Below are 26788 nucleotides of genomic sequence, written 5' to 3' on the forward strand. Positions count from 1 at the left end.
CTCGGGACCGCTCAAACACTAAGCACAGAAAACCGTACAAAGTTCAAGGTCGTTGAATTTGCTGCAAATGCCCATAAAGCTTGGCGTACAAACCACCATCGGCAATCAACTGCTGATGGTCGCCATCCTCGGCAACCTGCCCGCCATCGAACACCAACACTCGATCGGCCTGCTTCACGGCCGACAATCGGTGCGCAATGATCAACGTGGTGCGGTGGCTCAAGAACCGCGCCAGCGCCTGGTGCAGGTTGTATTCGGTGGCCGCGTCCAGTGCGGACGTGGCTTCGTCGAGGATCACCACTTTGGGCTCGGCCAACACCATTCGGGCAATCGCCAGGCGTTGACGCTGCCCGCCGGATAAACGCACACCGGATCGCCCGACGATACTGTCCAGACCGTTGGGCAATGCACGCACCGTGTGGTGCAGTTGAGCAATTTCCAGTGCCTGCCAGCAGGCTTCGTCACTGCGTTCGCGGCCCATGGTCAGGTTGGCGCGCACGGTGTCGTTGAACAGGGCGGGATGTTGCAGGACCACGGCGACATTTTCGCGCACAGTTTCCAAGCCGATTTCTTGCTGAGTCGAACCACCGAAACGGATGGTCCCGGCCAGCGGCGTGTACAGGCCCAACAGCAACTGCACCAGAGTACTTTTGCCCCCCCCGCTGGCGCCGACAATCGCGACTTTTTCACCGGGGGCAATCGACAGGTTCATTTGGTTCAGCACCAACTCGTCGCCGTAGCCGAAACTCAGTCCCTGAACTTCGATGCCCACCGTGTCGCGCCCCTGAAACGGGTCGACGCTGCCGGTGTATTGCGGCTCGTCGGCACGGGCCAGCAACTCGTTGATCCGCGACAGCGCACCACCAGCGGCATAAAAGGCGTACTGCAGATTGAGCAGTTGTTCCACCGGACCGATCATGAACCACAGGTAGCTGAACACCGCCAGCATCTGGCCGATGGACAGGTCGGAAAACAGCACGGTGAGCATGGCCGCGGCGCGGAAAATATCGATGCCGAACTGGAACAGCAAACCGCTGGCCCGATTCGATGCATCGGTTTTCCACTGCGAGCTCACCGCGTAATCGCGCACTTCCCGCGCTCGCTGCCCCAACCGTCCGAGGAAAAAACCCTGACGATTACCGGCACGCACTTCCTGGATGGCGTCCAGGGTTTCGGTCAAGGCTTGGGTGAAGCGTGAGGTGCTGTCGTTCTCGAGCTTCTTCAGATGTTTGACCCGCTTGCCCAACTGCACCGTGGCGTAGATCACCAGCGGGTTGAACAGCAGAATCAGCAGCGCGAGTTTCCAGTGCATCCACATCAGGATCGATGCGGTGCCCACCAGTGTCAGCATCGCCACGAGGAAACGACTGAGGGTTTCGCCGACGAATTTGTCCAGCGTGTCCAGGTCGGTGACCAGATGCGTGGTCACCGTGCCACTGCCCAGGCTTTCGTATTCGCCCAGCGAGATGCGCTTGAGCCGGTCGATCAACCGCACCCGAATCCGATACACGATGTCCTTGGCCAGCGCCGCAAACAATTTCGCCTGCACCACGTTGAACAACAACGCGGCGCAACGCAGCGCCAGGGTCACCAGCAGCATCAGACCGATATAACCCGCGGCTTTCTGCCAGACGTCGGGCAGTGCGTGGTTCATGACTTTCAGTGCAACGTCACCGTGGCCCAGCAGCACTTCGTCCACCAGCAACGGCAACAGCAACGGGATCGGCACGCTGCACAGCGTTGCCAATACCGCAACGCCGTTGGCGATCCACAGGGATTTTTTATGGTGTAGGGCCAGGCGGCGGACTTCCGCCCAGCTCAGCCGATCGACACGTTTGGGAGCTGCTGCATCATCGGGCAGATCATGCACAGGCAGCGCGCTCCAGCCAGCGGCCGAGCAACGGTGACAACTCGCTCAAGGGCTGATAGCCATTGGTCAGCAGCGCCAATTGACCATTGCGCTCTGCCAGCAAGGTCGGAAAACCGGCAATACCCAGGTCCTGGACCCAAGTGAAATCGGCGGCGGTCGCAGCGTGCTGATCGGCACGATCGAAGGCTGCGGCAAATTCGATGCGTGGCAAACCGGCCTGCTCCGCCAGTTCCACCAACACGCTGGCACGGGTAACGTCGCGACCTTCAGCATAGAACGCATGCTGGATCAGCCCGAGCAGTGTCCAGGCGCAATCCGGCGCCAGGCTGCGCGCAGTCACCAGCGCCCGACAGGCAGGCTCGGTGTCGTAGACAAACCCGTCGGGCAACGCGCCTTCAAACTTGAACGGCTGGCCGGTGGCCTCGTGAACCGCCTGCCAGTGCTCAAGGATATAGCGCCGGGTGGTCGGCTCCAGCGCCGCGCCACTGCCGGTGCGCAAACCACCCACCACCAGATGCAACTCCACACCCGCCGCCTGCGCCTGCTCAACCAGCGCTTTGGCCACCGGAGCGAAGCCCCAGCACCAGGAACACATCGGATCCATCACATAGAGCAGGCGTGCAGACATGGTTCAAGCCTCGGAAGCGGATTGCTTGTAGTTGTAACCGATCGGGTGCGGCATGTTGCGCGCCTTGGCCAGTTCGATCTGCTTCTGCCGGTCGATGGCACTGCGACGGGTTTTCTCGCTCAGCTTATCCCAGCAGTGCGGGCAACTGATGCCGGCGACATAGTGCTCGGATGCGCGGTCTTCAACGCTGACGGGCGTACGACAGGCATGACATTGATCGTAGTCGCCTTCGCTGAGATCGTGACGAACGGTCACGCGGTTATCGAACACGAAGCAGTCGCCCTGCCATTTGGTTTCTTCCTGCGGCACCTCTTCGAGGTACTTCAGGATGCCGCCCTTGAGGTGATAGACCTCGTCGAAACCCTGGCTGAGCATGTAGCTCGACGCCTTCTCGCAGCGAATTCCACCGGTGCAGAACATCGCGACTTTCTTGTGCACGGCCGGGTCGAAGTTGGCTTTGATGTAGTCGGGGAATTCGCGAAAACTGGTGGTCTTCGGATCGATGGCGCCTTCGAAGGTGCCGATCGAGACTTCGTAGTCATTACGGGTGTCGATCAACAGCACTTCCGGATCGCTGATGAGTGCGTTCCAGTTCTGCGGATCCACATAGGTGCCGACCTTTTTGTTCGGGTCCACGCCCTCAACGCCCAGGGTGACGATTTCTTTCTTGAGTTTGACTTTGGTGCGGTAGAACGGCTGTTCGTCGCAGTACGACTCTTTGTGGTCGATGTCGTCCATGCGCGGGTCGTTCTTGAGCCAGGCCATCAGCCCGTCGATGCCTTCGCGGCTGCCGGACACGGTACCGTTGATGCCTTCTTCGGCGATCAGCAGCGTGCCTTTGATGCCGTTGTCGATCATCGCTTGCAGCAGTGGCTCGCGCAGATCAACGTAATTTTCCAGGGTGACGAACTTATACAGTGCCGCCACGACAATCTGTTGTGTCATGGGTAATTCTCCAGGTGGCTACCCTCGTAAGGGGTGAACCGGATGCGAAAAAAAAACGCGCCGGGTAAGCGGCGCGTTGCGGATTCTAGCAAAAAACCAAGGGTTAATGCTTGCTGCCGCCAGCACAGGTCGGCGAGGCCGGAGCCGCATCGATCTGCGCCCATTCCTCCGGCGTGTAGGTATGCAGCGCCAACGCATGGAACTCGCCCATCAGTTCGCCCAAAGTGCCGTACACCTTCTGGTGACGCTTGACGCGATTGAGCCCTTCGAACTGCCGGCTGACCACCACCGCCTTGAAGTGGGTCTGCAACCCACGGCTGTGCATATGGCTTTCATCCAGCACTTGCAGGTGCTCGGGCTGTAGCAGCCCCAGCGTCGATTCGATGCGTTGTTGCATGGTCATACCCGGCTCCGCTTAAGGCTTTTTCTTGGCTGCAGGAGCAGCGGCGCCGGCTTTAGGATCCAGCTCGTTAGTCATGTCAGCCAGCAGTTTGTTGACCACAGGCACCGCGCTTTCCAGCTTGGCTTGAGTCATCTGGGCCGATTGCTGAGTCAGCTGCGGCATTTTTTCCAGGACTTTCTTGCCCAGTGGCGACTGGTAGAACGCCACCAGATCCTTGAGCTCGGATTCGCTGAAGTTGGTGGTGTAGAGCTTGACCATGTCCGGCTTCAGCTTGTTCCAGCCAATGGCTGCGTCCAGCGCTGCGTTGGCCTTGGCCTGATAAGTTTCCAGAACGGCTTTCTTCGACTCAGGGGCTTTGGTCTGTTCAAAGCGCTGAGCGAACATTTGCTGCACTTGCATGTACACCGGAGTGCCCAGTTTGTCAGCGTGCGCCAGGGTCAGGAAAGCTTCGGCACTGGCGTTGTGGCTGGCGGTATCGGCAAAAACCTGGCCGCTGGCGCAAACCAGTGCAACCGCGGTACAGATGGCACGAAGACGAGTCATCGAGTTTCCTTTTCTAGCAGGCGAGGTATAACCCCAAGGGCGCCCATTCTGCGCCTAAAAAAGTGTGTCGCTCAACCCCAAGCCTTGTCGCGACTGATTTAGAGGGGTTGAACGGTCAAATTCCAGACTGATGGAACCACAACCGGCGATCACAGCCTAAACTGCGCTATCAGACCTACAGGAGTGTGCATGATGAGCCGTATCGAAACCGACAGCCTGGGCCAGGTGGAAGTCCCGGATGACGCTTACTGGGGCGCTCAGACGCAACGCTCGCTGATTAATTTCGCCATTGGCAACGAACGCATGCCGCTGGCTGTGTTGCATGCCCTGGCCCTGATCAAGAAAGCCGCGGCACGCGTCAACGATCGTAATGGCGACCTGCCCGCCGACATCGCCCGCCTGATCGAACAAGCGGCCGACGAAGTGCTCGACGGCCAACATGACGACCAGTTCCCGCTGGTGGTCTGGCAGACCGGCAGCGGCACCCAGAGCAACATGAACGTCAACGAAGTGATCGCCGGTCGCGCCAACGAACTGGCCGGCAACCCGCGCGGTGGCAAGAGCCCGGTGCACCCCAACGATCACGTCAACCGCTCCCAGAGTTCCAACGATTGCTTTCCCACGGCCATGCACATCGCGACGGTTCAGGCGGTGCAACAGCATTTGCTGCCGGCGATCGCTGAGTTGTCCGGCGGCTTGGCGGAGCTGTCCGCGCGGCACATGAAACTGGTCAAGACCGGTCGTACCCACATGATGGACGCCACGCCGATTACCTTCGGTCAGGAACTCTCGGCGTTCATCGCACAACTGGATTACGCCGAGCGGGCGATCCGCAACGCGTTGCCGGCGGTTTGTGAACTGGCCCAGGGCGGCACCGCGGTCGGCACCGGGTTGAACTCCCCCCATGGTTTTGGCGAAGCGATCGCCGCCGAACTGGCCGCCCTCTCCGGCCTGCCGTTCGTCACCGCGCCGAACAAATTCGCCGCACTGGCCGGTCATGAGCCACTGACCACGCTGTCCGGCGCCCTGAAAACCCTAGCTGTGACCCTGATGAAAATCGCCAACGACCTGCGCGTGCTGGGCTCCGGACCACGAGCCGGTTTTGCCGAGGTGAAACTGCCGGCCAACGAGCCGGGCAGCTCGATCATGCCCGGCAAGGTCAACCCGACTCAGTGCGAAGCCCTGTCGATGCTGGCCTGTCAGGTGTTGGGTAACGACGTCGCCATAGGTTTTGCCGCCAGTCAGGGGCACCTGCAATTGAACGTGTTCAAACCGGTGATCATCCACAACCTGCTGCAATCGATCCGCTTGCTGGGCGACGGCTGCAGCAACTTCCAGCAGCATTGCATCGCCGGCCTGGAACCGGATGCCGAGAAAATGGCCGAGCATCTGGAACGAGGCTTGATGCTGGTGACGGCGCTGAACCCGCACATCGGCTACGACAAATCAGCCGAGATTGCCAAGAAGGCCTACAGCGAGGGGCTGACACTGCGTGAGGCGGCGTTGAAGTTGGGGTATCTGACCAATGAAGAGTTCGATGCGTGGGTGAGGCCGGAGAATATGCTGGAGGCAGGGGCCAAGGGCTGAGTTCTCTAGCGCCCGACAGTCAGTCATCGCGGGCAAGCCACGCTCCCACAGGATTTGTGTCAATCACAACACCCGTGAGCGACCCAAAACCTGTGGGAGCGTGGCTTGCCCGCGATGAACGATAATGCGGTCTAACTGGCTGCCATCCGCACCCGCCGTGCCCTGAGCCCGGCGATCAACGATGGCCCCAACGCCACCAGCGCCGACCCGAGCACCACCAGCACTGCCCCGCCATAACCCAGACCGTTGATCGTTTCGGCATGCACAAAATCAGGCCATAACCAGGCCGCCACGGCCACCGCGGCAAAGGTCACCAGCGGCGTGATCGCCAGCGTCGCGCTGACCCGCGACGCTTCCCAATGGGCCAGGGCTTCGGCGAAGGCGCCATACGCGATCAGGGTGTTCAAGCAGCACGCCAGCAGCAACCAGCCTTGCAGCGGGCTCAGTTGCAGTGCTTCCAGCGGATGCACCCATGGTGTCAGCAACAGCGCGCAGAACAGGTAAATCACCATCATCACCTGCAACGAATTCCACACCGTGAGCAACTGCTTCTGGCCCAAGGCATAGAAGGTCCAGACCGTCGACGCCAACAGCACCATCAGCACACCCGCAGTGTAATCGGTCAGGGAGGTGAGCAACTCGCCCAAGCGCTGATTGAAGAACAGTGCAAAGCCGATCAGCAGCACCAGCAGGCCAATCCCCTGCCCCACGCTGAAACGCTCCTTGAACACGAACAGACTGGCGATCAGCAACATGATCGGGCCCATCTGCACCACCAGTTGTGCGGTGCCGGCGCTGAGCAGGTTCAGGCCCATCAGGTACAGCACGTAGTTGCCGACCAGTCCGAGCACCGCCATCAACACCAACCAGCCACCGCGCGGGCCGAGGACTTTGCGACTCGGCAAGCGTCTGGTCGCCGCCAGATATATGAACAGGCACCCGCCGGACACCATCAGGCGAAACCAGGTCACCGTCACTGGGTCCATCACCAACAGCACTTGCTTGAGTTTGATCGGCAGGATTCCCCACAACAACGCGGTCAGCAAGGCCAGGAATAAACCGTACACCCAGCGACCCGATGAAATATGCATGCTGCCCCCGAAGCCCATTGGCAAGAATGCTCATTCTAGGCTCAGACCGAAGCGCGACACAGGGACAGTTGCCCTCGGGCCGCGAATGAAACTGTGCGGGTCGCACCATGACATTGACGGGATGCCGTCGATCAGCTCGCCAGGCGTTGCAAAGGGTTCATGCATAAGCTCATTGAAACCGCCCTCTGCAGGAGATCGCCCATGTACGGCATGCGCGCCCAGGACACCGCCCCCGCCACGCACTTTCGCTGTGACCGGTTGTGTCGTGTCAATGGGGAGTTGTATTTCACCACCCGGGAACAGACCCTGGAGGGGCCGTTCGATAATCCGGCGACGGCCGAGAAGGAGATCCAGGCTTATATCGAGCGGATGCAGGCTTTGAGCATGAACATGTCATCGAGATGACAACACCCGCGAGCATAACTGCTCTCGCGGGGTGTAAGCGCAACATACAAGGAGCGAGGCTTGCCCGCGGAGGCGACCTCACGGAATTACCGCACCGCCTCAAACAACCCCGTAGCCCCCATCCCACCGCCCACGCACATGGTGACGATGCCGTAGCGCAAGTTGCGTCGCTGCAACTCGCGCACGATGTGCCCGACCTGACGCGAACCGGTCATGCCGAACGGGTGGCCGATGGAAATCGAGCCGCCATTGACGTTGTATTTGTCGTTGTCGATTTCCAGCCGATCGCGGCTGTACAGGCATTGCGAGGCGAACGCTTCATTGAGCTCCCACAAATCAATGTCGGCAATCTGCAACCCCTTGGCCTTGAGCAACTTCGGCACCGAGAACACCGGGCCGATGCCCATCTCGTCCGGCTGGCACCCGGCCACGGTGAAACCGCGAAAGAAGGCTTTGGGCTTGAGCCCCAGCGCCAGGGCTTTTTCCAGGCTCATCACCAGGGTCATCGAAGCACCGTCGGACAGCTGCGAAGAGTTGCCGGCCGTTACTGAGCCGTCTTCGGCAAACACCGGTTTCAATCCCGCCAGGCTTTGCAGGGTGGTGTCGGGGCGGTTGCAGTCGTCGTGATCGACAATGCCGTCGAGGATCTGCACCTGGCCGGTGGCCTTGTCTTCAACGCGATACTTCACCGCCATCGGCACGATTTCATTGTTGAACAACCCGGCGGCCTGCGCCAGAGCGGTACGTTGCTGGCTTTGCAGGGCGTACAGATCCTGCTCCTCGCGGCTGACGCTGTAACGACGCGCGACGATCTCGGCCGTCTGGCCCATGGGGAAATAGATACCTGGCACCTGCTCTTTCAGCAGCGGGTTGATCAGGTGATCGGTGTTGACGCTTTTCATGGTCAGGCTGATCGACTCGACACCACCGGCGACGATGATGTCGCTGCAACCGGAAGCGATCTGATTGGCGGCAATCGCGATGGCCTGCAAGCCCGACGAACAGAAGCGGTTAAGGGTCATGCCACCCGTGCCGATGCCCAGGTGCGACAGCACCGCGACGTTGCGACCGATGTTGTAACCCTGGGCACCTTCGTTGGAACCGGCGCCGACGATGCAATCCTCGACGCTGGCCGGATCGACGTCATTGCGCGTGAGCAGCGCGTTGACACAGTGGGCCGCCATGTCATCGGGACGGGTCATGTTGAACTTGCCGCGAAAGGATTTGGCCAGGCCGGTCCGCACGCTGTCGACGATCACCACTTCACGCATGGCATACACCTCATTGTTGTTGTCAGTCGGGAGTTGGATCGAGCATAAGTCCCACTCATGACTGACCGCGACAATCATTCACCCCGCGTATGCGTAACCATCGGCTCAGCGCTTGCGCTTTTGCAGTTTCTTCTCCCGTTTGTCGGACTTTTCGAATGCTGCTTCCAGCGCCTCATTGAGGGTGCGCAATACCTTGACCCGCGCCCAGCGCTTGTCGTTGGCCTCCACCAGGGTCCAGGGCGATACCTCGGTGCTGGTGCGGTCGACCATATCGCCGACCGCAGCGCGGTAATCGTCCCACTTGTCGCGGTTACGCCAGTCGTCTTCAGTAATCTTGAAACGCTTGAAGGGGATCTCTTCGCGCTCCTGGAAGCGCTCCATCTGAGTCTGTTTGTCGATGGTCAGCCAGAACTTGACCACGATCACCCCGGCATCGTCGAGCTGCTCTTCGAAGTCGTTGATCTCGCTGTAGGCACGCAACCAGTCCGCCTCGCTGCAAAAACCCTCGATGCGCTCCACCAGCACCCGGCCATACCAGGAACGATCGAACACAGTGAATTTTCCCCGCGCCGGAATATGCCGCCAGAACCGCCAGAGATACGGCTGCGCCCGTTCTTCTTCGGTAGGCGCGGCGATCGGCACGATGTTGTACTGACGTGGGTCGAGTGCCGCGGCCACCCGACGGATCGCCCCGCCCTTGCCTGCCGCGTCGTTGCCCTCGAACACCGCGATCAACGCGTGACGACGCATGCGTTTGTCGCGCATCAGCCCGGAAAACCGTGCCTGCTCGGTAATCAGTTGCTCTTCGTAATCGTCCTTGTCCAGGTTCAGGGTCAGGTCCAGGCTGTCGAGCAGATTCACGTGATCGACGCTGGGAGACAAGGGCGCGGCACTGACTTTGTGCGGGTGAATCCTGGGTCTCTTGAGCGCGCTCTGCAGGCCCTCGAGCAGAATCTTGCCGACCGCCAGGCTGCGATAACGCGCATCCAGGCCAGCAATCACGTGCCACGGCGCGTAGTCGCGACTGGTGCGGCGCAGTACCCGTTCGCCATACTTCACGAACTTGTCGTAGGTCGCGGATTGTTGCCAGTCCAGCGGGCTGATGCGCCAGCTGTGCAGCGGATCGTCGTTCAGCGCCTTGAGCCGCGCTTTCATTTGTTTCTTGGAGAGGTGAAACCAGAACTTGAAGATCAGCGCGCCTTCGTCGCACAACATCTTCTCCAGCCGTTCGGCGCCGTTAATGGCTTGATCGAGTCGCGGATCCTTGAACAAACCATGAACCCGCCCTTGCAGCATCTGGCTGTACCAGTTACCGAAGAAAATCCCCATGCGCCCCTTGGCCGGGAGCATCCGCCAATAGCGCCAGGCGGGTGGCCGAGCCAGTTCTTCGTCAGTCTGCTGGTCGAAAGTGCGGACCTCGATCAGGCGCGGGTCCATCCATTCGTTGAGCAACTTGACCGTCTCGCCCTTGCCGGCCCCTTCGATGCCGTTGATCAAAATGATCACCGGAAAACGATGTTGCTGCTGAAGTTCGAACTGCGCTTCGAGCAAGGCTTCACGCAGGGCCGGCACTTCGGCTTCATAGGTTTCTTTGTCAATGACATGACCGATTTCGGCGGATTCGAACATGGAGACGCTCCTTCCAGGATTGAGCAAGACTAGCGGATTGACGTCTCATGCGCAGGACAAATCCATCTTTGAGACTGATACGAACCCTGTGGCGAGGGAGCTTGCTCCCGCTGGACGGCGAAGCCGTCCCGATACCAAAAAACTTGTACTCCGGGGGTACATAGACAACCAACTTGCGGCTGCTTCGCACCCGAGCGGGAGCAAGCTCCCTCGCCACAAAACGACGATTCTCCCTGCCCCCCGAATGTGGCACTTGCCACGGATCAAGCACCACCGTGGCGATCGGCTAGAATGGCGGTCTTGCCGTTGCCGAGCCTGCCATGAAACCTGTATTGCCCCACGCCCAGCTCGACTGGGACGACCAAGGTCGCCCGCGTTCGCGGGTGTTGGATGATGTGTACTTTTCCGACCAGTCGGGCCTTGAAGAAACCCGCTACGTGTTTCTGGAGCAAAACGATTTGCGCGACCGCTTCGCCGCATTGCCGGCGGGTGGGCGACTGGTGATTGGCGAAACAGGTTTCGGTACCGGACTGAATTTTCTCTGTGCCTGGCAGTTGTTCGAACAGCACGCAGTGGCCGGTGCGCGGCTGCATTTTGTCAGTGTCGAAAAGTACCCGCTGAGCACCGCCGATCTGCAACGGGCCCTGGCGTTATGGCCGGATCTCAAGCCGTTCGCCGATCAATTGCTGGCGCAATACGTGGCGATCCATCAAGGCTTTCAGCGGCTGGTGCTGGGCAACGGCCGCGTCACCCTGACCCTGCTGATTGGTGATGCACTGGAGCAGTTGCCGCAACTGGACGCGCAGATCGACGCCTGGTTCCTCGACGGTTTCGCCCCGGCGAAAAACCCCGACATGTGGACTGCCGAGCTGTTTGCCGAACTGGCACGTCTGGCGGCACCCGGCTCGACCATCAGCACCTTCACCAGCACCGGCTGGGTACGCCGTCTGTTGAACGCCGCAGGCTTCAAGATGAAACGCACGCCGGGCATCGGTCACAAGTGGGAGATCCTGCGGGGCACCTTTCTTGGCTGGCCTGAAGAGACCGCACCACCTGCCGCGACTAAACCCTGGTTCGCTCGCCCAACCCCGCCGACCGGCGAGCGCCGCGCCCTGGTGATCGGTGCCGGGCTGGCCGGTTGCGCCAGCGCCGCCAGTCTCGCCGCGCGGGGTTGGCAAGTGAGCCTGTTGGAGCGCCACGAAGCACTGGCGCAGGAAGCCTCGGGCAACCCTCAGGGTGTGCTGTACCTCAAGCTTTCGGCCCACGGCACCGCGCTGTCGCAATTGATCGTCAGCGGTTTTGGTTACACCCGGCGCCTGCTGGAACAGTTGCAGCGCGGCGTCGACTGGGACGATTGCGGGGTCTTGCAACTGGCCTTCAATGCCAAGGAAGCCGAACGTCAGGCGCAATTGGCCACGGCCTTTCCGCCAGACCTGGTACACCTGCTCGATCAACCGCAAGCACAGGCCCGGGCCGGTATCGAACTGGAGCACGGCGGCCTGTTCTTCCCCGAAGGCGGCTGGGTTCATCCTCCTGCGTTGTGCCAGTGGCAGGCGTCTTCAACGAACATTCAGTGGCTGCCCCATCGCGAGGTGCTGGAACTGCGCAAGGTGGAGGATCAATGGCAGGCCTGGGACGGCGAGACGCTGCTGGCCAGCGCGCCCGTGGTGATTCTCGCCGGTGCCGCCGAGATCAAACGCTTCCCCCAGAGCGCCGAGCTGCCCCTCAAACGCATTCGCGGCCAGATCACCCGACTGGCGCAAACCCCTGAAAGCCAGAGCCTGGCGACCGTCGTCTGCGCCGAAGGCTATGTGGCGCCTGCTCGTCTGGGCGAACACACCCTCGGCGCCAGCTTCGATTTCAAGAGTGACGATCTGACCCCGACTGTCGCCGAGCACCTCGGCAACCTGGCGTTGCTCGAAGAAATCTCCACCGACCTGGTCACCCGCCTGCATGTTCAAGACCTGGACCCGCAGCAGCTTGAAGGGCGCGCGGCGTTCCGCTGCACCAGTCCCGATTACCTGCCGATCGTCGGACCACTGGCCGATCAGGCCAGCTTCGCCGATGCCTATGCCGCGCTGAGCAAAGATGCCCGGCAAGTGCCCGATGTGCCCTGCCCGTGGCTTGATGGGTTTTACGTCAACAGCGGTCATGGTTCTCGCGGTTTGATCACCGCGCCATTGTCCGGCGAACTGTTGGCGGCATGGCTTGAGAACGAGCCTTTGCCCTTGCCCAAAGCCGTGGCCGAGGCCTGCCATCCCAACCGTTTTGCCTTGCGCCAGTTGATCCGCGGAAAAGTCTGATACACCGACTTATAACTTATCGGTCTAAAACTCCAGGGATTCAGCCGGGTCAGTTTCCGGGTACCCGCCGTTTTTGGCGGGTATCGATTGACCCTCCCCAACGGAAAAACCGGTAAGGACTTATGTGCGGATTAGCTGGAGAATTACGTTTCGACCATCAACCTGCGGACCTCGCAGCCATTGAACGAATCACCCATCACCTGGCCCCTCGCGGCCCTGATGCGTGGGGTTTCCACAGCCAAGGCCCGATTGCCCTGGGCCATCGGCGCCTGAAAATCATGGACCTGTCGGACGGCTCGGCGCAGCCGATGATCGATAACCAACTGGGCCTGTCCCTGGCCTTCAACGGCGCTATCTACAACTTCCCGGAACTGCGCACCGAGCTGGAAAGCCTCGGTTATGCCTTCTACTCCGGTGGCGACACCGAAGTGCTGCTCAAGGGCTATCACGCCTGGGGTGAAGCGCTGTTGCCCAAGCTCAACGGCATGTTCGCCTTCGCCATTTGGGAACGTGACGCCCAGCGTCTGTTCATCGCCCGCGACCGTCTCGGTGTGAAGCCGCTGTACCTGTCGCGCACCGGCCAGCGCCTGCGCTTTGCCTCGGCATTGCCGGCATTGCTTAAGGGCGGCGACATCAACCCGATCCTCGATCCGGTGGCGCTCAATCATTACCTGAACTTCCACGCGGTGGTCCCGGCCCCTCGCACCTTGCTGGCGGGCATCGAAAAACTGCCCCCGGCGAGCTGGATGCGTATCGAAGCCGACGGCACCACCGAGCAGAAAACCTGGTGGACCCTGCCCTACGGCCCACATGCCGACGAACTGAATCTGACCCTCGAAGACTGGCGCGATCGCGTGCTCGACAGCACCCGTGAAGCGGTGGCGATCCGTCAACGGGCGGCGGTGGATGTCGGTGTGCTGCTGTCCGGTGGCGTCGATTCGAGTCTGTTGGTCGGGCTGTTGCGCGAAGTCGGGGTAGAAGACTTGTCGACCTTTTCCATCGGTTTCCAGGATGCCGGTGGCGAGCGCGGTGATGAATTTCAGTATTCGGACTTGATCGCCAAACACTACGGCACCCGGCACCATCAACTGCGTATCGACGAACAAGAGATCATCGAGCAATTGCCGGCAGCGTTCCGCGCCATGAGCGAGCCGATGGTCAGCCATGACTGCATTGCCTTCTACCTGCTGTCCCGGGAAGTGGCCAAGCATTGCAAAGTGGTGCAGAGCGGCCAGGGCGCGGACGAGTTGTTCGCCGGGTATCACTGGTATCCGCAGGTGGACGGCGCGAGCGATCCGTATGCGGCATATCGCGATGCGTTTTTCGACCGCAGCTATGCCGACTATGCCGCCACAGCGCAACCGAAATGGCTGACAGCCAACGATGCCGCCGGCGACTTCGTGAAGGAACATTTCGCACAACCCGGTGCCGACGCGGCGGTGGACAAAGCCCTACGCCTGGACAGCACCGTGATGCTGGTGGACGACCCCGTCAAACGGGTCGACAACATGACCATGGCCTGGGGCCTGGAAGCGCGCACGCCGTTTCTCGACTATCGCCTGGTGGAATTGTCAGCGCGGGTGCCGGGCAAATTCAAACTGCCGGATGGCGGCAAGCAAGTCCTGAAAGAAGCGGCGCGGCTGGTCATTCCAAGCGAAGTGATCGACCGCAAAAAGGGTTACTTCCCGGTGCCCGGTCTCAAGCATTTGCAGGGCGACACACTGAACTGGGTGCGTGAACTGCTGCTCGATCCGAGTCAGGATCGCGGCTTGTTCAACCCCGCCATGCTCGACCGCCTGCTGACCGATCCGCAAGGCCAGTTGACCCCGTTGCGCGGCTCCAAGCTGTGGCAATTGGCGGCCCTGAACCTGTGGCTCAGTGAACAAGGAATCTGATCGATGAAACCCCACGCCACGGCTTACAGCCAACGCCTGTTGCGCGGTCAGGCGCCCTCCTACGAACGCTTGCAGGCACGCCTGGCCGAAGACGGCAGTGCATTGAGCGCCGTGCCCATCGCCGTGCATTGCGGTTGGGGCCGGTTGTTGATCGGCCATACCTTTCCCGATGCGGCGAGCCTCGCCCAAGAGTTGCTCAATGAGCAACCCGGTGAGCGGGACATCGCCTTGTACGTCGCCGCCCCCCAGCAAGTGCTGGGGCTGGAACCGGCGCAACTGTTTCTCGACCCGTCCGATACTTTGCGCCTGTGGTTCAGCGATTACCGTCAGGCCACCCGGGTGTTTCGCGGTTTTCGCATTCGTCGGGCGCAAAGCGAGGCGGACTGGCAGGCGATCAATCAGCTGTATCAGGCCCGCGGCATGCTGCCGATCGATGCAGGTTTGCTGACGCCCCATCATCAGGGCGGCCCGGTGTACTGGCTGGCCGAAGACGAGGACAGCGGCGCGATTATCGGCAGCGTCATGGGCCTCAATCACCACAAGGCATTCAACGATCCGGAAAACGGCAGCAGCCTGTGGTGCCTGGCGGTGGATCCGCAATGTTCCCGCCCAGGCGTCGGTGAAGTGTTGGTGCGGCACTTGATCGAACACTTCATGAGCCGTGGGCTGAGTTACCTGGACCTGTCGGTGCTGCACAACAACCGTCAGGCGAAAAATCTTTACGCCAAGCTCGGTTTTCGCAACTTGTCGACCTTTGCGATCAAGCGCAAGAACGGCATCAACCAGCCGTTGTTTCTCGGCCCCGGCCCCGAAGCCGAGTTCAATCCGTATGCGCGGATCATCGTCGAAGAGGCTCATCGGCGCGGTATTGAGGTGCAGGTGGATGACGCTCAGGCCGGTCTGTTTACCTTGATCCATGGCAGTCGTCGGGTGCGTTGCCGCGAATCCCTGAGCGACCTGACCAGCGCCATCAGCATGACCTTGTGCCAGGACAAAAGCCTGACTCACAAGGTGCTGAAAAACGCCGGCCTCAAACTGCCCGCCCAACAACTGGCGGGAAGCGCGGACGACAATCTGGCGTTTCTCGACGAGCACGAACGGGTGGTGGTCAAACCGCTGGACGGGGAACAGGGTCAGGGGGTGGCAGTGGATTTGCGCAGCATTGAGGAGGTCCAGCAAGCCATCGAAAACGCCCGTGCATTCGACAGTCGAGTGCTGCTGGAAAGTTTTCACGAAGGCCTCGATTTGCGGATTCTGGTGATCGGCTTCGAGGTGGTCGCGGCTGCCATTCGCCGGCCGGCGGAAGTGGTGGGCGATGGTCAGCATTCCATCGGTGCGCTGATCGAAGCCCAGAGTCGTCGCCGTCAGGCGGCAACCAGCGGCGAAAGCAAAATCCCGCTGGATCAGGAGACCCAACGCACCTTGCAGGCGGCGGGTTATGACTACGCCAGCATTCTGCCGGCCGGCGAGCACTTGTTCGTACGGCGCACGGCGAATCTTCATACCGGCGGCATCCTTGAAGACGTCACGGCGATTCTGCATCCAGCCTTGGTGGACGCGGCGGTGCGCGCGGCGCGAGCGCTGGATATTCCGATGGTCGGGCTCGACCTGATGGTGCCGGCCGCCGACCAGCCGCAGTACGTGTTTATCGAAGCCAATGAACGCGCCGGCCTGGCCAACCATGAACCGCAGCCGACGGCCGAGCGGTTTGTGGATTTGTTGTTTGCGCATAGTCAGCCGGCAGTCCCTTAGTGATGTGTTGTCTGTACCAACACCATCAGGAGTTTCCATGACCAGCAAAATTCCCGAACCGGATCTCGATTACCTGCAAAAAGTCCTGCTGGAAATGCTCGCCATTCCCAGCCCCACCGGGTTCACCGACACCATCGTGCGGTACGTCGCCGAGCGCCTTGAAGAGCTGGGCATTCCCTTTGAAATGACCCGTCGCGGCACCATCCGCGCCACTCTCAAGGGCAAGAAGAACAGTCCGGACCGAGCAGTCTCCGCTCACCTGGATACCATTGGCGCGGCGGTTCGCGCGATCAAGGACAACGGGCGCCTGACCCTGGCGCCCGTCGGCTGCTGGTCCAGCCGTTTTGCCGAGGGCAGCCGCGTCAGCCTGTTCACCGACAACGGCGTGATTCGTGGCAGCGTGTTGCCGCTGATGGCTTCCGGGCACGCGTTCAACACCGCCGTGGATGAAATGCCGATCAGCTGGGATCACATCGAATTGCGCTTGGACGCCTATTGCGCCACCCGCGCCGATTGCGATTCGCTGGGGATCAGCGTCGGCGATTTCGTCGCCTTCGACCCGTTGCCGGAGTTCACCGAAAGCGGCCACATCAGCGCCCGTCACCTCGACGACAAGGCCGGCGTTGCCGCTCTGCTGGCGGCACTGAAAGCGATTGTCGACAGCGGCGAAGAGTTGATGATCGACTGCCATCCGCTGTTCACCATCACCGAGGAAACCGGCAGTGGTGCGGCGGCTGCCCTGCCCTGGGATGTCAGCGAATTCGTCGGCATCGACATCGCGCCGGTCGCGCCCGGCCAGCACTCCAGCGAACACGCGGTGAGCGTGGCGATGCAGGATTCCGGCGGACCTTATGACTATCATCTGTCGCGGCATCTGCTACGCCTGGCCGCTGACAACGAACTGCCGGCACGTCGGGACCTGTTCCGCTATTACTTCAGCGATGCTCACTCGGCCGTCACCGCCGGCCATGACATTCGCACCGCCCTGCTGGCCTTCGGTTGCGACGCCACTCACGGCTACGAACGTACCCACATCGACAGCCTTGCCGCTCTCAGCCGTTTGCTCGGCGCCTACATTCTCAGCCCGCCGGTATTCGCCAGCGATGCACAACCAGCCACGGGATCGCTGGAGCGGTTCAGTCACCAGATCGAGCACGAGACGCAGATGGAAAGCGATACCCGGGTACCGTCGGTGGATAGCCTGCTGGGACAGCGCACAGAAAGCTGAGGCGAACACTGGTGATGTGTTCATATCCGCCGTAGCATCGCGCCAATGTTTAACCGAGGTGCCTTATGCTGATCCCCCACGACCAACTTGAAGTCGACACCCTGACCCGCCTGATCGAGGATTTCGTGACCCGTGACGGCACGGACAACGGCGATGACACGCCGCTGGAAACCCGTGTGTTGCGTGTGCGTCAGGCATTGACCAAGGGCCAGGCGCTGATCGTCTTCGATCCGGAAAGCGAGCAATGCCAGTTGATGCTCAAGCACGACGTGCCCAAGCACCTGTTCGACTGAAGCCCTTAACGAGCCTTGGCTTTTGCCTGTTTGATCTGGATGCGCTCGTAGACTTCGGCGCGGTGTACGTTGACCTGCTGTGGCGCTTCAACACCGAAGCGCACACTGCTTCCGTTGACGGCGAGCACCCGCACGGAAATGTTGTCACCAATGGATATCAATTCGCCCACAACGCGACTGAGTACAAGCATGGCATTCATCCTTCAGGGTTACCGGCCCCTGAAGATGCCCTGCGCAGAGCGGGTCTTCAATGCAACGACCGCAAAACAGTCCCGCCCTACAATGCAGGCTGCATCACTCTGACGGACGTGTCTGACAAACCGCTTGAATGAAGGACCGATCCGTTAGGAAGCGGTAAGGCGCGGACCAAACAAAATGACAGTCGCCCCGAGTACACACAGCGCCACGCCGATCCAGTCAGAGCCCAATGGTCGAATCCGCTCGACCACCGCCAGCCAACCAACCGACGCAATGATGTAGATGCCACCGTAGGCGGCATAGGCGCGACCGGCGTAGCTCGCTTCGACCCGGGTCAGCAGTAGCGCGAATAACGTCAGGCTGAACAAGGCCGGGATGACCCACCACACGCTTTTACCCTGGCGCAGCCACATCCAGAAAGCGAAGCAGCCGGCGATTTCGAACAGCGCGGCGAGGAAAAACCACAGGTAATTGAGCATGCAGACGTCTCGTTGGGATGGCCGGTTGGCGGCCACCCTAACGACGGTGTTGCGCACAGGCAAGTTCAGCCTGCGTTTTGTTTGGCCTTGGCGCGCATTTTGTCAGCCATCACAGTCATTTCGTTGTAGAGCAATTGCGGGTCTTTCTGTTTGATCGCCCAGGCCATACGGCCCTGCTCGTGAGGCAGGATCAAGAATTCGCCAGCGGCGACCTGCTGATAGATGTAGTCGGCAATGTCAGCAGCGGTGATCGGTGAGCTTTCCAGCAATTTGCCGACCTGGGCTTTCATGGCCGGGGTCGGGCCACGGAAGGAGTCCAGTAGATTGGTCTGGAAGAACGACGGGCAAACTACATGCACGCTGACTTCCTCATGGGCCAGTTCAATCAGCAAACTTTCGGACAACGCCACCACACCCGCCTTGGCCACGTTGTAGTTGCTCATGGCCGGGCCTTGCATCAGCGCCGCCATCGAGGCGATGTTGATGATTTTGCCTTTGCTTTTCTCCAGCAGCGGCAGGAAGGCCTTGCAGCCCTTGACCACGCCCATCAGGTTGATCGCGATTTGCCAGTCCCAGTCCTCAAGCGACAGTTCACTGAAGAACCCGCCCGAGGCCACGCCGGCATTATTGACGATGACATCGATACCGCCGAGTTTCTCTTCGCAGGCTTGGGCGAAGGCGGTCAACTGACTGTAGTCGCGCACATCGCAGCGCTGAATGAAGCCGTCACCGCCGGCTTCGCGCACCAACTTGAGGGTTTCCTGCAGGCCGGGCTCACTGACATCCGACAAGGCCAGCTGCCAGCCTTCACGCGCCCAGCGCAGCGCGATTTCGCGACCCAGGCCTGAGCCCGCGCCAGTGATCATCATGCGATTTTGCATAGCAAACAGCCTTGTTGTTCCGGGGAAGATGCACCGAGTGTAGCGAAGGATAATGCGCGACCCACGCTCCATCAGAGTGCTGAATGGCCAGCGATGAACCACGGAGCGGTGCGGTTGTTTCAACTTCGAAACACAGCAAAAGAAATAAACATACTTTCCAAAAACATTAAAAAAACTTGGAATTTTTCTTCATAGCCATGAGTCGGATTTTTTAAGCAGCTAGGATTAATACAAGTCCAGCTGATGGCTAAAACGCCAGGTCAAACCCACAACGCTTCCAACAAGGAAATAGACATGGGCACAATTCTTATCGTTATTCTTATCCTGTTGCTGATAGGCGGCCTGCCGGTCTTCCCGCACTCCAGAAGTTGGGGTTATGGCCCGTCCGGTATCATCGGCGTGGTGTTGGTGGTGCTGTTAATCCTATTGCTGCTTGGCAAGATATAGAGATTCTACCGGCAAAAAAAAGAGGCCCTGCGAAGGGCCTCTTTTGTATTCCGGAAAAACTTAGTCCGGTTTGCCGTCAACCACACCGGCGGTGTTGTCCAACAAGCTCTTGGTAGCCGTCTGGATGAACGACTCGAGCTTCTGCTTGAGCGCCGCTTCGTCAGCCGATGCTGGGATCACTTCACCTTTCGGGTTAGCGCCCAGTTCGTATTGATACAACCTTGGCGGCATCTCTTTAGGCAGTACCAGCACGCGGTCCGCGGTGAGCAAGGCGACCGTCTGATCGCTGCCCGACGGCTTGATCATGCCGAAACCCTTGTCACCTTCCGGCAGGTTCAGCAAGTCACGCCCCCAGCATTGATGGACCACATCGCCACCCACGCGGCCCATGATGGTCGGCACGATGTCGATCTGGGTGCCCACAGTGTGGTCGACCTGACCGAATTTTTCCTGTATGCCCGGCCCGATCATCAGCATCGGCACGTTGAAGCGGCCCAGGTCCATTTCGGTGATCTGTTGTTCATTGCCAAAACCGTGGTCGCCGACGATCACGAACAGGGTTTCCTTGAAGTACGGCTCTTTGCGAGCCTTTTCAAAGAACTGACCCAATGCCCAGTCGGAGTAGCGCATGGCGGTCAAGTGTTCGTTGAGGCTGCCACGATCGGTCACGCGCTCCACCGGCAATGGTGTCGGCAAGGCGTATGGCGTGTGGTTGGACAGGGTTTGCAGCAAGGCATAGAACGGTTTCTTGTCCTTGCCGTCGCGGGCTTTCAACTCTTCCAGGCCACGGTTGAACATGTCCTGGTCAGACACGCCCCAGGTCGGGTCGGAGAACACCGGATTGACGAAGTCATTGCGCCCGATGAAGTTGGTCATGCCCTGGTTGCTGAAGAAGCCCGACTGGTTGTCCCAGGCGAAGTCGCCGTTATAAACATACACATCGTCGTAGCCACGAGTGCTGAGCAACTGTGGCAGGCCGGACAGTTTGTGGCTTCCTTCCGGGGTCTGCATCAGGTATTCGAAACCTGGCAGGTTCGGGAAGCAGGCCATGGTGGCGAACATACCCTGGTGGGTATGGGTGCCGTTGGAGAAGAAACGGTCGAACAACAGACCTTCTTTCGACAGTTTGTCGAAGGAAGGCGTGATCTCGCCCGGACGTCCCAGAGCGCCCACCGAATGACCGGCGAAGCTTTCCATCAGGATCACCACGACGTTCTTGATCGGCAGTGTCTTGTTGGCGTCGGGGGTGTAGTTGCGACGCACCGCGGCGGTCTCCGGGTTCACCAGTTTGTCGCTCGGAGTCAGCAGCATATCGCGCACGGTCTGCTGGGCCAGAGGTTGTTCCAGTGTGGCTTTCCAGATGTTGTCGCGCTCTTCGGACATCCGGCTCTTGGCCGCGGCGATCAGCGACAGCGTGCCGTTGAGGCCCAACTGGTTGGCGAAATTCGAGTCGGTGGTGTAGACGTCACCCCAACGCAGCGGCGGGCCCTGGCGCAGGGTGCCACGCGCCGCGACCACACAGACCATCAGGCAGACCACGAACACCACGCCGCGCGCATACCACGGAGCGACCTGGCGCGTGCCGATGCTGCCACCGCTGAACGGCCCGCGAGGACGTGTGGCGCGGTCGGCGCCCTTGAACGCGAGGGTCAGAATCAACGTGCCCACACCCCAGGCCAACAGGTAGCGAACTACCGGAAAACCGTACCAGAGCATGCTCATCACGGTTTTCGGGTCTTCTTTCACATACTGGAAGACCAGGCCGTTGAGGCGCTGGTGGAACTCGCGGTAAAAGTCCATCTCCATCAGGCCGAGGAACAGCGCGATACTCGAGGCAACAGTCAACCAGAGCCGGAAGAACCCGCGGGCCGCCATGGCCCGGGCGCTGAACAGGGCCAGCAGCAGCGGAACGCTGAGGTAAACCACCAGGCGCAGGTCGAAACGCAAGCCATTGGCGAACGCTTCCAGGAAGGTCGAAGCCGGTGTGTCGAGGATCATCGAGCGGTTGTAGACCAGCAGCGCGACGCGCAGCAGGCTGAACATGACCATCATGATCAGGGCGCACAACAGCGTGTAGGCCAGATGCGATTTGACGGTCGGTTGCAGCAGGCGACTAGTAGCTCGCTGCTGATTCAGGGCGTCCGGGTTTGCCATGTCGTTTTAGGACCCATTGGAAGTTGAAGTTACAAAAATACAGTGGCGCCTTGCCCTCTGTTGGCCATCCTCGGCCCCGGGGCGTGCGCGGTGCGCAAATGTTGCACGATCAACCGCGGCATTGCCATTGATTACTGCCCGACAGCCAAACTGCCGCTCATAGCGGTCAGGGACAAGCGGCGTGGGCGCAAAGTTGCGGGGTTGATTCGTTGAGGCGAATTGTCTTGGAGAGATTGTGAAAATTTCGTTCAACGCATATCCGGAAACAAAATAACTCCCCTCCCCTGGTAGAAATGAAACGCCCCGATTTGATCGGGGCGTTGTTGAACAGGCCGCATCAACTGGATACGCGGCTACTTCTCGGCGCGTTCTTTCAGGGCTTTGAGAGTATTGAACGGCGCATCGACCACGAACTTGTTGGCCAACCACGACGGCACGCTGCCGCCTGGATCAGTGTGAACCTGATAAGTCACTTCGACTTGATCGCCTTTAGGCACGAACTTCCAGAAACCCTTGACCTGAGCGACCCGTACAAAACCCTTTTCTTCCGGAAGGTACTTCGGCTGCCCTTCCAGCTCGCGGGTCAGGCTGCCATCAGCGCCGTCAACGGTAGTGACATGCAACACCGAATCGCGAGCAGTGACCGGCCAGGGTGTATTGAACTGAGTGTAGGTCCAGCTCTGGTTGCCTTCGTGCTTGAGCAGCTTCTGGACCTTGCACTCGTGAATCCAGGCGCAGGCTCCCGGAACATCTTCCTGCAGTGCACGCAGTTTGGCCATGGTGGTCTTCATGATCGTTACACCACGGTAAGCCTTGTATTGGGAACCGGCCACCTCACTCAAGGACACCTTGATGCCATCTTCGTCCTTGGCGGTTTTCCAGTCTTCGGCCTGGGCCGTGGAGGCCAGCAAAACCGTCAAACCACACAGCAAAGCGATACGATGCAGCGAACCCATAGTCTTATTCCTTATTGTTGAAGTTCCGTTCGTTGAACACATCACGCGGCCGTCATTTGCTCCCACCAGCCCAGCAATTTGATCGCTTCGTCGCGGCTGCTTCCGCAAACCTCGACATCGGCCTCAAATGCCGAACACACCGCGGGGCGTTCCGGCTTGCCGAAAATGCTGCACAGGTTATCGGCAGACAGTTGTACGCATCGTTCTCCGGCGGCTTTGCCATTGGGCATGCCGGGAATCGGCGAACTGATGGAAGGGGCAATGCAACAGGCGCCACAGCCTTCACGGCATCTCATGACGACAAGCTCCTCGCGACGAGCAATGTGTTAAAGGGACGCGGCACAGAGTAACGGCTAAAACAGTTGTTTTAAATTACCCGGGCCCGGGTTTTTACGCTCAAACGAACGTGACTGACCAGTCTCCGACAAAGCGTCTGTTTCGCGGGTCACGAACAGGGGGAAATTTACTGCTTGAACTCGAATTCCAGTGCCGCGCCTTCAACGTCCCGGCGCTCTTCGTTGCGCCGTTGCAGCTGCATTTCGTTGCTGATCAGGCGACCGTTCAGCTGAAACGGACTGCTTTTGCCACCGAACATTTGCGGCAACACCGCATCGTGTCGAGGCAACGGTACCGTGCCGACCGGTTTCAATTCATCGACCTTATCCTTGGGCAAGCTCAAGTCGAGATTGGCGGGAGGGAGGTTGGTTTTCAACACTTCGCTGGCTGGTTTTGACTTGGAAGCAATGGGAGAACGCTTTTTGACCGGGGCAGCCTTTTTTTTGACCGGAGCGGTTTTTATAGCCGTCGCCGGTTTTTTCGCGGTTGCGGCGGCTGTCGGTTTTTCCTGAACGGAAGCCGCCATGACACCTTCCGCATGACAAGTCATCAACAGGCAGATCAATAACCAGGCAGAAGGAAAAATCGGCTTCATGGACCCAACGACGCGAACGGCAGAAGGTTATATGCTCGCCTGTTGGAGGCGACAAGACAAGCGGGCAGTTCATAACTGCCCCGCAAGTCAAAAACCGCTCGTTGTCTCCTGACACAATTGCGTCGCCAGCAGCCCCAGTGTCATCAATGCACGCTCGGCCTCGCGGTTCCAGGGGATGCCGCAGTTCAGGCGAATGCAGTGATTGAATTGCTCGGTGTTACTGAAAATAAGCCCCGGCGCAATGCTGATGCCCTGCTGCAGCGCACGCACATGCAACTCTTGCGTATTGACCCGCCCCGGCAAACTGACCCACAGAATGAAACCGCCGGTAGGCCGGGTCATCTGTGTGCCTTCCGGGAAGTATTGCTGCACTGCCAGTTGGAAAGCGCTGAGGTTCTTGCGGTACTCCTGACGGATGTAACGCAAATGCCGGTCGTACCCGCCGTTCTCCAGATAGGCGGCAATGCCCATTTGCGTGACACTGCAGGCCGAATGCGTGCTGAACGTCTGCAAGCGCTGAATTTCCTGCTGGTACTTGCCGGCAATCATCCAGCCGATCCGCACGCCGGGCGACAGGGTTTTGGAGAAGCTGGAGCAATAAATCACCCGATCCAGCCGGTCATAGGCCTTGAGCGATTTGGTGCGCCCCTGCTCGAACATCAGCTCGCCATAAATATCGTCTTCAACGATCTGGATATCGAAATCCGAGGCCAGGCGCAGCAGTTGTTTCTGCCGCTCTTCGGGCATGGTGCCGCCCAAGGGATTGCTCAGGCGCGTGGTCAGCACCAGTGCCTTGATCGACCACTGGTTGGCCGCCAATTGCAAGGCTTCGAGGCTCATGCCGGTGGCCGGATCGCTGGGGATCTCGATGACTTTCAGCCCCAGCAGGTCGGCCAGTTGCAGCAAACCGTAATAGGTCGGCGACTCGGCGGCGATCAGATCGCCCGGCCGGGTCAATACGCGCAGAGACATCTGCAATGCATCGACGCAGCCGTGGGTGATTACCACTTCCGACGGATCAACCACCACGCCGGCATCGCGCATGCGGATCGCCACTTGCCGACGCAACGGCTCGAAACCAGGGCTGAACATATAGCTGAACGCGCGCGGACTATGGAAACGGGTGACTTTGGCCAGTTGCTGATGCAGTGCCCGCACCGGCAGATAATCGACACTCGGTACAGCCGCGCCCAACGGGAAGACCCCCTCACGGCGGGATTCGACCAGGACTTGCTGAATGATGCTGCTGCGGGTGACCAGGCCTGGGCGCTCGACCCGGGCGATGTCCGGGGTCGGTGCCGTCAGGGCGGGTGTCTGGTGCACGTAGTAACCGGATTGCGGCCGGGCACGGATCAGCCCTTGATCTTCAAGGTTGGCGTAGGCCTGCAACACCGTCGCATGGCTGACGTTGAGCTGCGAGCTCATCTTGCGCACTGAAGGCACGCGCTCCCCCGGCTGATAGACGCCACGGCGGATGTCTTCGGCCAGTTGCTGAGCAATACGTTGATAGAGCAAGAGATTGGTCATGACGCAGCACTCGATTTCACGGGCATTTTATTCTTGTGTGAAACAATACCGGAACAGTTTAGAAGTGTACTGGGACAGTTACTACAATAGTCGACCATACAGTGCGGTGTCAGCAAAAGCTGTACTGTTTTACGACGCATTTGACGGGCGCAAAAAAACCCGGCGCTGCTGAGCAGGCCGGGTTTTTCCAGTGACGCAGCCCTTAACGGGCCGCGCCGAGCTGGCCTTTTTCGTCGGAGAACACAATTTCCACCCGACGGTTCTGCGCACGACCGCGCTCGGAAGCGTTGGCGTCCACCGGGTACTCATCGCCGTACCCTTCAACCTGGATGCGTTTGTCGTCGATGCCCAGGTCCGTCAATACGTCAGCTACCGATTGCGCCCGGTCGCGGGACAGCTTGAGGTTTTCCTGTTTACCGCCAGTGCTGTCGGTATAACCCTCGATCCGCACCACACGCTTAGGGTTGAGCTGCAGGAACTGGACGATTTTCAACACCACGCGGTTCGCCGAGCTCTTCAGCTCCGCTTCACCGGTATCGAACAGCACATCACCCAGGGTCATCACCAGACCACGGTCAGTCTGGGTGGTCGCCAACGCCACGATCTGCTCTTCGAGCCATTTGCCCTGTTGCTGCACGCTAAGCAACTTGGACTCACGCAGCGCCAATTGCAGGCGCTGACGCTCGAGTTCGAGCTTCGCTGCGCGCTCTTCGTTGAGCACTTGATTGGTATGTTCCCGGGCGATTTCGCTGTAGCGCTGGCTCAGGTAGGCGTAATGCGCCACGTCCGAACCGCTGCCCCAGTAGCTGGACAGTCGATCGGCGCGGGCCAGGGACTCACCGGCACGGATCACGTCCTTGGGCGCGATACGCAACACGTTGGAGTCTTCCTTGACCTTCTGGAAGTCTGCACCGGCCTGCTGCAACGCAGCTTCGCTGTGTTGACCGGCGCAGCCATAAAGGCTTGCGCAGCCGGCCAGGATCAAGCCGCCGAGTGCTTTGGTCTTCAGGTTCATTGGGCATCTCCCAGTTGCTTGCGCAGGCGGGTGATGCGGGTATTGAGCACGTTCAACTGCTCCTCGCTCTTGTGGGTCAGGACCCGGGCTTCGGCCAGGCGCGCGTCCAGCTCGGCCTGCTCGGCCCGCATGCGCGCATTCTTGAAGGACTGGTCGGCCATGTTGCCCTTGGCACGGTTGAACTTGTCCTGGGCCAGTTTCAGCTCCGGCACTTCCTCGGCGGTAGCGCCCACGGCCTTGGCTTGTTCGAGGGCCTGTTCGGTCAGGCGTATTTGTTCATTCGGCGCCGGATCGGCTGCACAACCCGCCAGAGCCAGAACGGCCAGGGCAGCGAAAAGAGGTCGAATACTCACTAAA

Annotated in this window: 26 protein-coding genes; 8 read left to right on the forward strand and 18 right to left on the reverse strand. The window is 59.9% G+C overall.

Going from position 1 to position 26788, the window contains the following annotated elements; all coding sequences use genetic code 11:
- Positions 1–43 precede the first annotated feature (43 nt).
- The 5 genes from ACEN8R_RS16340 to ACEN8R_RS16360 form a co-directional block, all read right to left on the reverse strand.
- Positions 44–1870, reverse strand: coding sequence for an ABC transporter ATP-binding protein (locus tag ACEN8R_RS16340; RefSeq protein WP_495624206.1), 1827 nt, complete (start codon positions 1868–1870; stop codon positions 44–46).
- Positions 1863–2465: a DsbA family protein gene (locus tag ACEN8R_RS16345; RefSeq protein WP_172901241.1), complete on the reverse strand. Its 603-nt coding sequence runs from the start codon at positions 2463–2465 to the stop codon at positions 1863–1865. The genes ACEN8R_RS16340 and ACEN8R_RS16345 overlap by 8 nt, the downstream gene beginning before the upstream one ends.
- 36 nt (positions 2466–2501) lie before the next feature.
- On the reverse strand, positions 2502–3443 hold the full coding sequence (gene trhO / locus ACEN8R_RS16350) for an oxygen-dependent tRNA uridine(34) hydroxylase TrhO (protein ID WP_018929865.1): 942 nt from the start codon (positions 3441–3443) through the stop codon (positions 2502–2504).
- Between the two features lie 103 nt (positions 3444–3546).
- A complete protein-coding gene (locus ACEN8R_RS16355) occupies positions 3547–3846 on the reverse strand; it encodes a BolA family protein (protein WP_007939900.1) in 300 nt (99 codons plus the stop codon).
- 12 nt (positions 3847–3858) lie between these two features.
- Positions 3859–4389, reverse strand: a complete 531-nt coding sequence (locus ACEN8R_RS16360) for a DUF2059 domain-containing protein (protein ID WP_018929867.1) — start codon at positions 4387–4389, stop codon at positions 3859–3861.
- A 192-nt stretch (positions 4390–4581) separates the two neighbouring features.
- Between ACEN8R_RS16360 and ACEN8R_RS16365 the strand changes: the two genes are divergently transcribed.
- A complete protein-coding gene (locus ACEN8R_RS16365; RefSeq protein ID WP_019650482.1) occupies positions 4582–5976 on the forward strand; it encodes a class II fumarate hydratase in 1395 nt (464 codons plus the stop codon).
- A 131-nt stretch (positions 5977–6107) separates the two neighbouring features.
- Here ACEN8R_RS16365 and ACEN8R_RS16370 read toward each other — a convergent pair whose 3' ends face one another.
- A complete protein-coding gene (locus ACEN8R_RS16370; protein ID WP_064621206.1) occupies positions 6108–7067 on the reverse strand; it encodes a DMT family transporter in 960 nt (319 codons plus the stop codon).
- Positions 7068–7268: 201 nt separating this feature from the next.
- Here ACEN8R_RS16370 and ACEN8R_RS16375 point away from each other — a divergent pair, with 201 nt between their 5' ends.
- On the forward strand, positions 7269–7472 hold the full coding sequence (locus tag ACEN8R_RS16375; protein WP_064616642.1) for a DUF6316 family protein: 204 nt from the start codon (positions 7269–7271) through the stop codon (positions 7470–7472).
- Between the two features lie 86 nt (positions 7473–7558).
- Here ACEN8R_RS16375 and ACEN8R_RS16380 read toward each other — a convergent pair whose 3' ends face one another.
- Complete coding sequence (locus tag ACEN8R_RS16380) at positions 7559–8743, reverse strand: thiolase family protein (protein WP_192350935.1); 1185 nt, start codon at positions 8741–8743, stop codon at positions 7559–7561.
- A gap of 105 nt (positions 8744–8848) precedes the next feature.
- Complete coding sequence (gene pap / locus ACEN8R_RS16385; protein ID WP_018929872.1) at positions 8849–10372, reverse strand: polyphosphate:AMP phosphotransferase; 1524 nt, start codon at positions 10370–10372, stop codon at positions 8849–8851.
- Between the two features lie 320 nt (positions 10373–10692).
- Between pap and mnmC the strand changes: the two genes are divergently transcribed.
- The 5 genes from mnmC (at position 10693) to ACEN8R_RS16410 (ending at position 17843) form a co-directional block, all read left to right on the forward strand.
- Positions 10693–12675 carry a bifunctional tRNA (5-methylaminomethyl-2-thiouridine)(34)-methyltransferase MnmC2/FAD-dependent 5-carboxymethylaminomethyl-2-thiouridine(34) oxidoreductase MnmC1 gene (gene mnmC, locus ACEN8R_RS16390; protein ID WP_495624207.1) on the forward strand — a complete coding sequence of 661 codons (1983 nt, stop codon included), beginning with the start codon at positions 10693–10695 and terminating at the stop codon, positions 12673–12675.
- 122 nt (positions 12676–12797) lie between these two features.
- Complete coding sequence (locus ACEN8R_RS16395) at positions 12798–14570, forward strand: N-acetylglutaminylglutamine amidotransferase (protein ID WP_495624208.1); 1773 nt, start codon at positions 12798–12800, stop codon at positions 14568–14570.
- A gap of 3 nt (positions 14571–14573) precedes the next feature.
- On the forward strand, positions 14574–16322 hold the full coding sequence (ngg, locus tag ACEN8R_RS16400) for an N-acetylglutaminylglutamine synthetase (RefSeq protein WP_018929875.1): 1749 nt from the start codon (positions 14574–14576) through the stop codon (positions 16320–16322).
- A 37-nt stretch (positions 16323–16359) separates the two neighbouring features.
- Positions 16360–17550 (forward strand): osmoprotectant NAGGN system M42 family peptidase, encoded by a 1191-nt coding sequence (locus ACEN8R_RS16405; protein ID WP_018929876.1) that lies wholly within the window; start codon positions 16360–16362, stop codon positions 17548–17550.
- A 65-nt stretch (positions 17551–17615) separates the two neighbouring features.
- A complete protein-coding gene (locus ACEN8R_RS16410; protein ID WP_003199186.1) occupies positions 17616–17843 on the forward strand; it encodes a YheU family protein in 228 nt (75 codons plus the stop codon).
- A gap of 5 nt (positions 17844–17848) precedes the next feature.
- Here the strand turns inward: ACEN8R_RS16410 and csrA are convergent, their stop codons facing one another.
- From csrA to ACEN8R_RS16425, 3 genes are all read right to left on the reverse strand, one after another.
- Positions 17849–18034, reverse strand: a complete 186-nt coding sequence (csrA, locus tag ACEN8R_RS16415) for a carbon storage regulator CsrA (protein WP_064616631.1) — start codon at positions 18032–18034, stop codon at positions 17849–17851.
- A 153-nt stretch (positions 18035–18187) separates the two neighbouring features.
- Complete coding sequence (locus ACEN8R_RS16420; protein WP_018929878.1) at positions 18188–18520, reverse strand: YnfA family protein; 333 nt, start codon at positions 18518–18520, stop codon at positions 18188–18190.
- A 65-nt stretch (positions 18521–18585) separates the two neighbouring features.
- Entirely contained in the window at positions 18586–19401 is an 816-nt protein-coding gene (locus tag ACEN8R_RS16425) for an SDR family oxidoreductase (RefSeq protein WP_018929879.1), read from the reverse strand.
- 288 nt (positions 19402–19689) lie between these two features.
- On the opposite strand from ACEN8R_RS16425, the gene ACEN8R_RS16430 reads away from it, so the two are divergent.
- On the forward strand, positions 19690–19848 hold the full coding sequence (locus tag ACEN8R_RS16430) for a DUF3309 family protein (RefSeq protein ID WP_172901242.1): 159 nt from the start codon (positions 19690–19692) through the stop codon (positions 19846–19848).
- A gap of 60 nt (positions 19849–19908) precedes the next feature.
- On the opposite strand, the gene ACEN8R_RS16435 is transcribed toward ACEN8R_RS16430, so the two are convergent.
- From ACEN8R_RS16435 to ACEN8R_RS16465, 7 genes are all read right to left on the reverse strand, one after another.
- A complete protein-coding gene (locus ACEN8R_RS16435; RefSeq protein WP_018929880.1) occupies positions 19909–22002 on the reverse strand; it encodes an LTA synthase family protein in 2094 nt (697 codons plus the stop codon).
- A 353-nt stretch (positions 22003–22355) separates the two neighbouring features.
- Complete coding sequence (locus tag ACEN8R_RS16440; protein WP_495624209.1) at positions 22356–22958, reverse strand: START domain-containing protein; 603 nt, start codon at positions 22956–22958, stop codon at positions 22356–22358.
- A gap of 41 nt (positions 22959–22999) precedes the next feature.
- Complete coding sequence (locus ACEN8R_RS16445) at positions 23000–23254, reverse strand: YkgJ family cysteine cluster protein (RefSeq protein ID WP_007942053.1); 255 nt, start codon at positions 23252–23254, stop codon at positions 23000–23002.
- A 167-nt stretch (positions 23255–23421) separates the two neighbouring features.
- Positions 23422–23889, reverse strand: coding sequence for a hypothetical protein (locus ACEN8R_RS16450; protein ID WP_026286700.1), 468 nt, complete (start codon positions 23887–23889; stop codon positions 23422–23424).
- Positions 23890–23976: 87 nt separating this feature from the next.
- Complete coding sequence (locus tag ACEN8R_RS16455) at positions 23977–25416, reverse strand: aminotransferase-like domain-containing protein (protein WP_018929883.1); 1440 nt, start codon at positions 25414–25416, stop codon at positions 23977–23979.
- A 202-nt stretch (positions 25417–25618) separates the two neighbouring features.
- Complete coding sequence (locus tag ACEN8R_RS16460; protein ID WP_018929884.1) at positions 25619–26431, reverse strand: OmpA family protein; 813 nt, start codon at positions 26429–26431, stop codon at positions 25619–25621.
- The gene (locus ACEN8R_RS16465) at positions 26428–26784 is read right to left on the reverse strand and encodes a DUF4398 domain-containing protein (protein WP_018929885.1); all 357 of its coding nucleotides are present in this window, start codon (positions 26782–26784) and stop codon (positions 26428–26430) included. The genes ACEN8R_RS16460 and ACEN8R_RS16465 overlap by 4 nt, the downstream gene beginning before the upstream one ends.
- Between the last annotated feature and the right edge of the window lie 4 nt (positions 26785–26788).

This window comes from Pseudomonas sp. Pseusp15, from assembly GCF_059492165.1.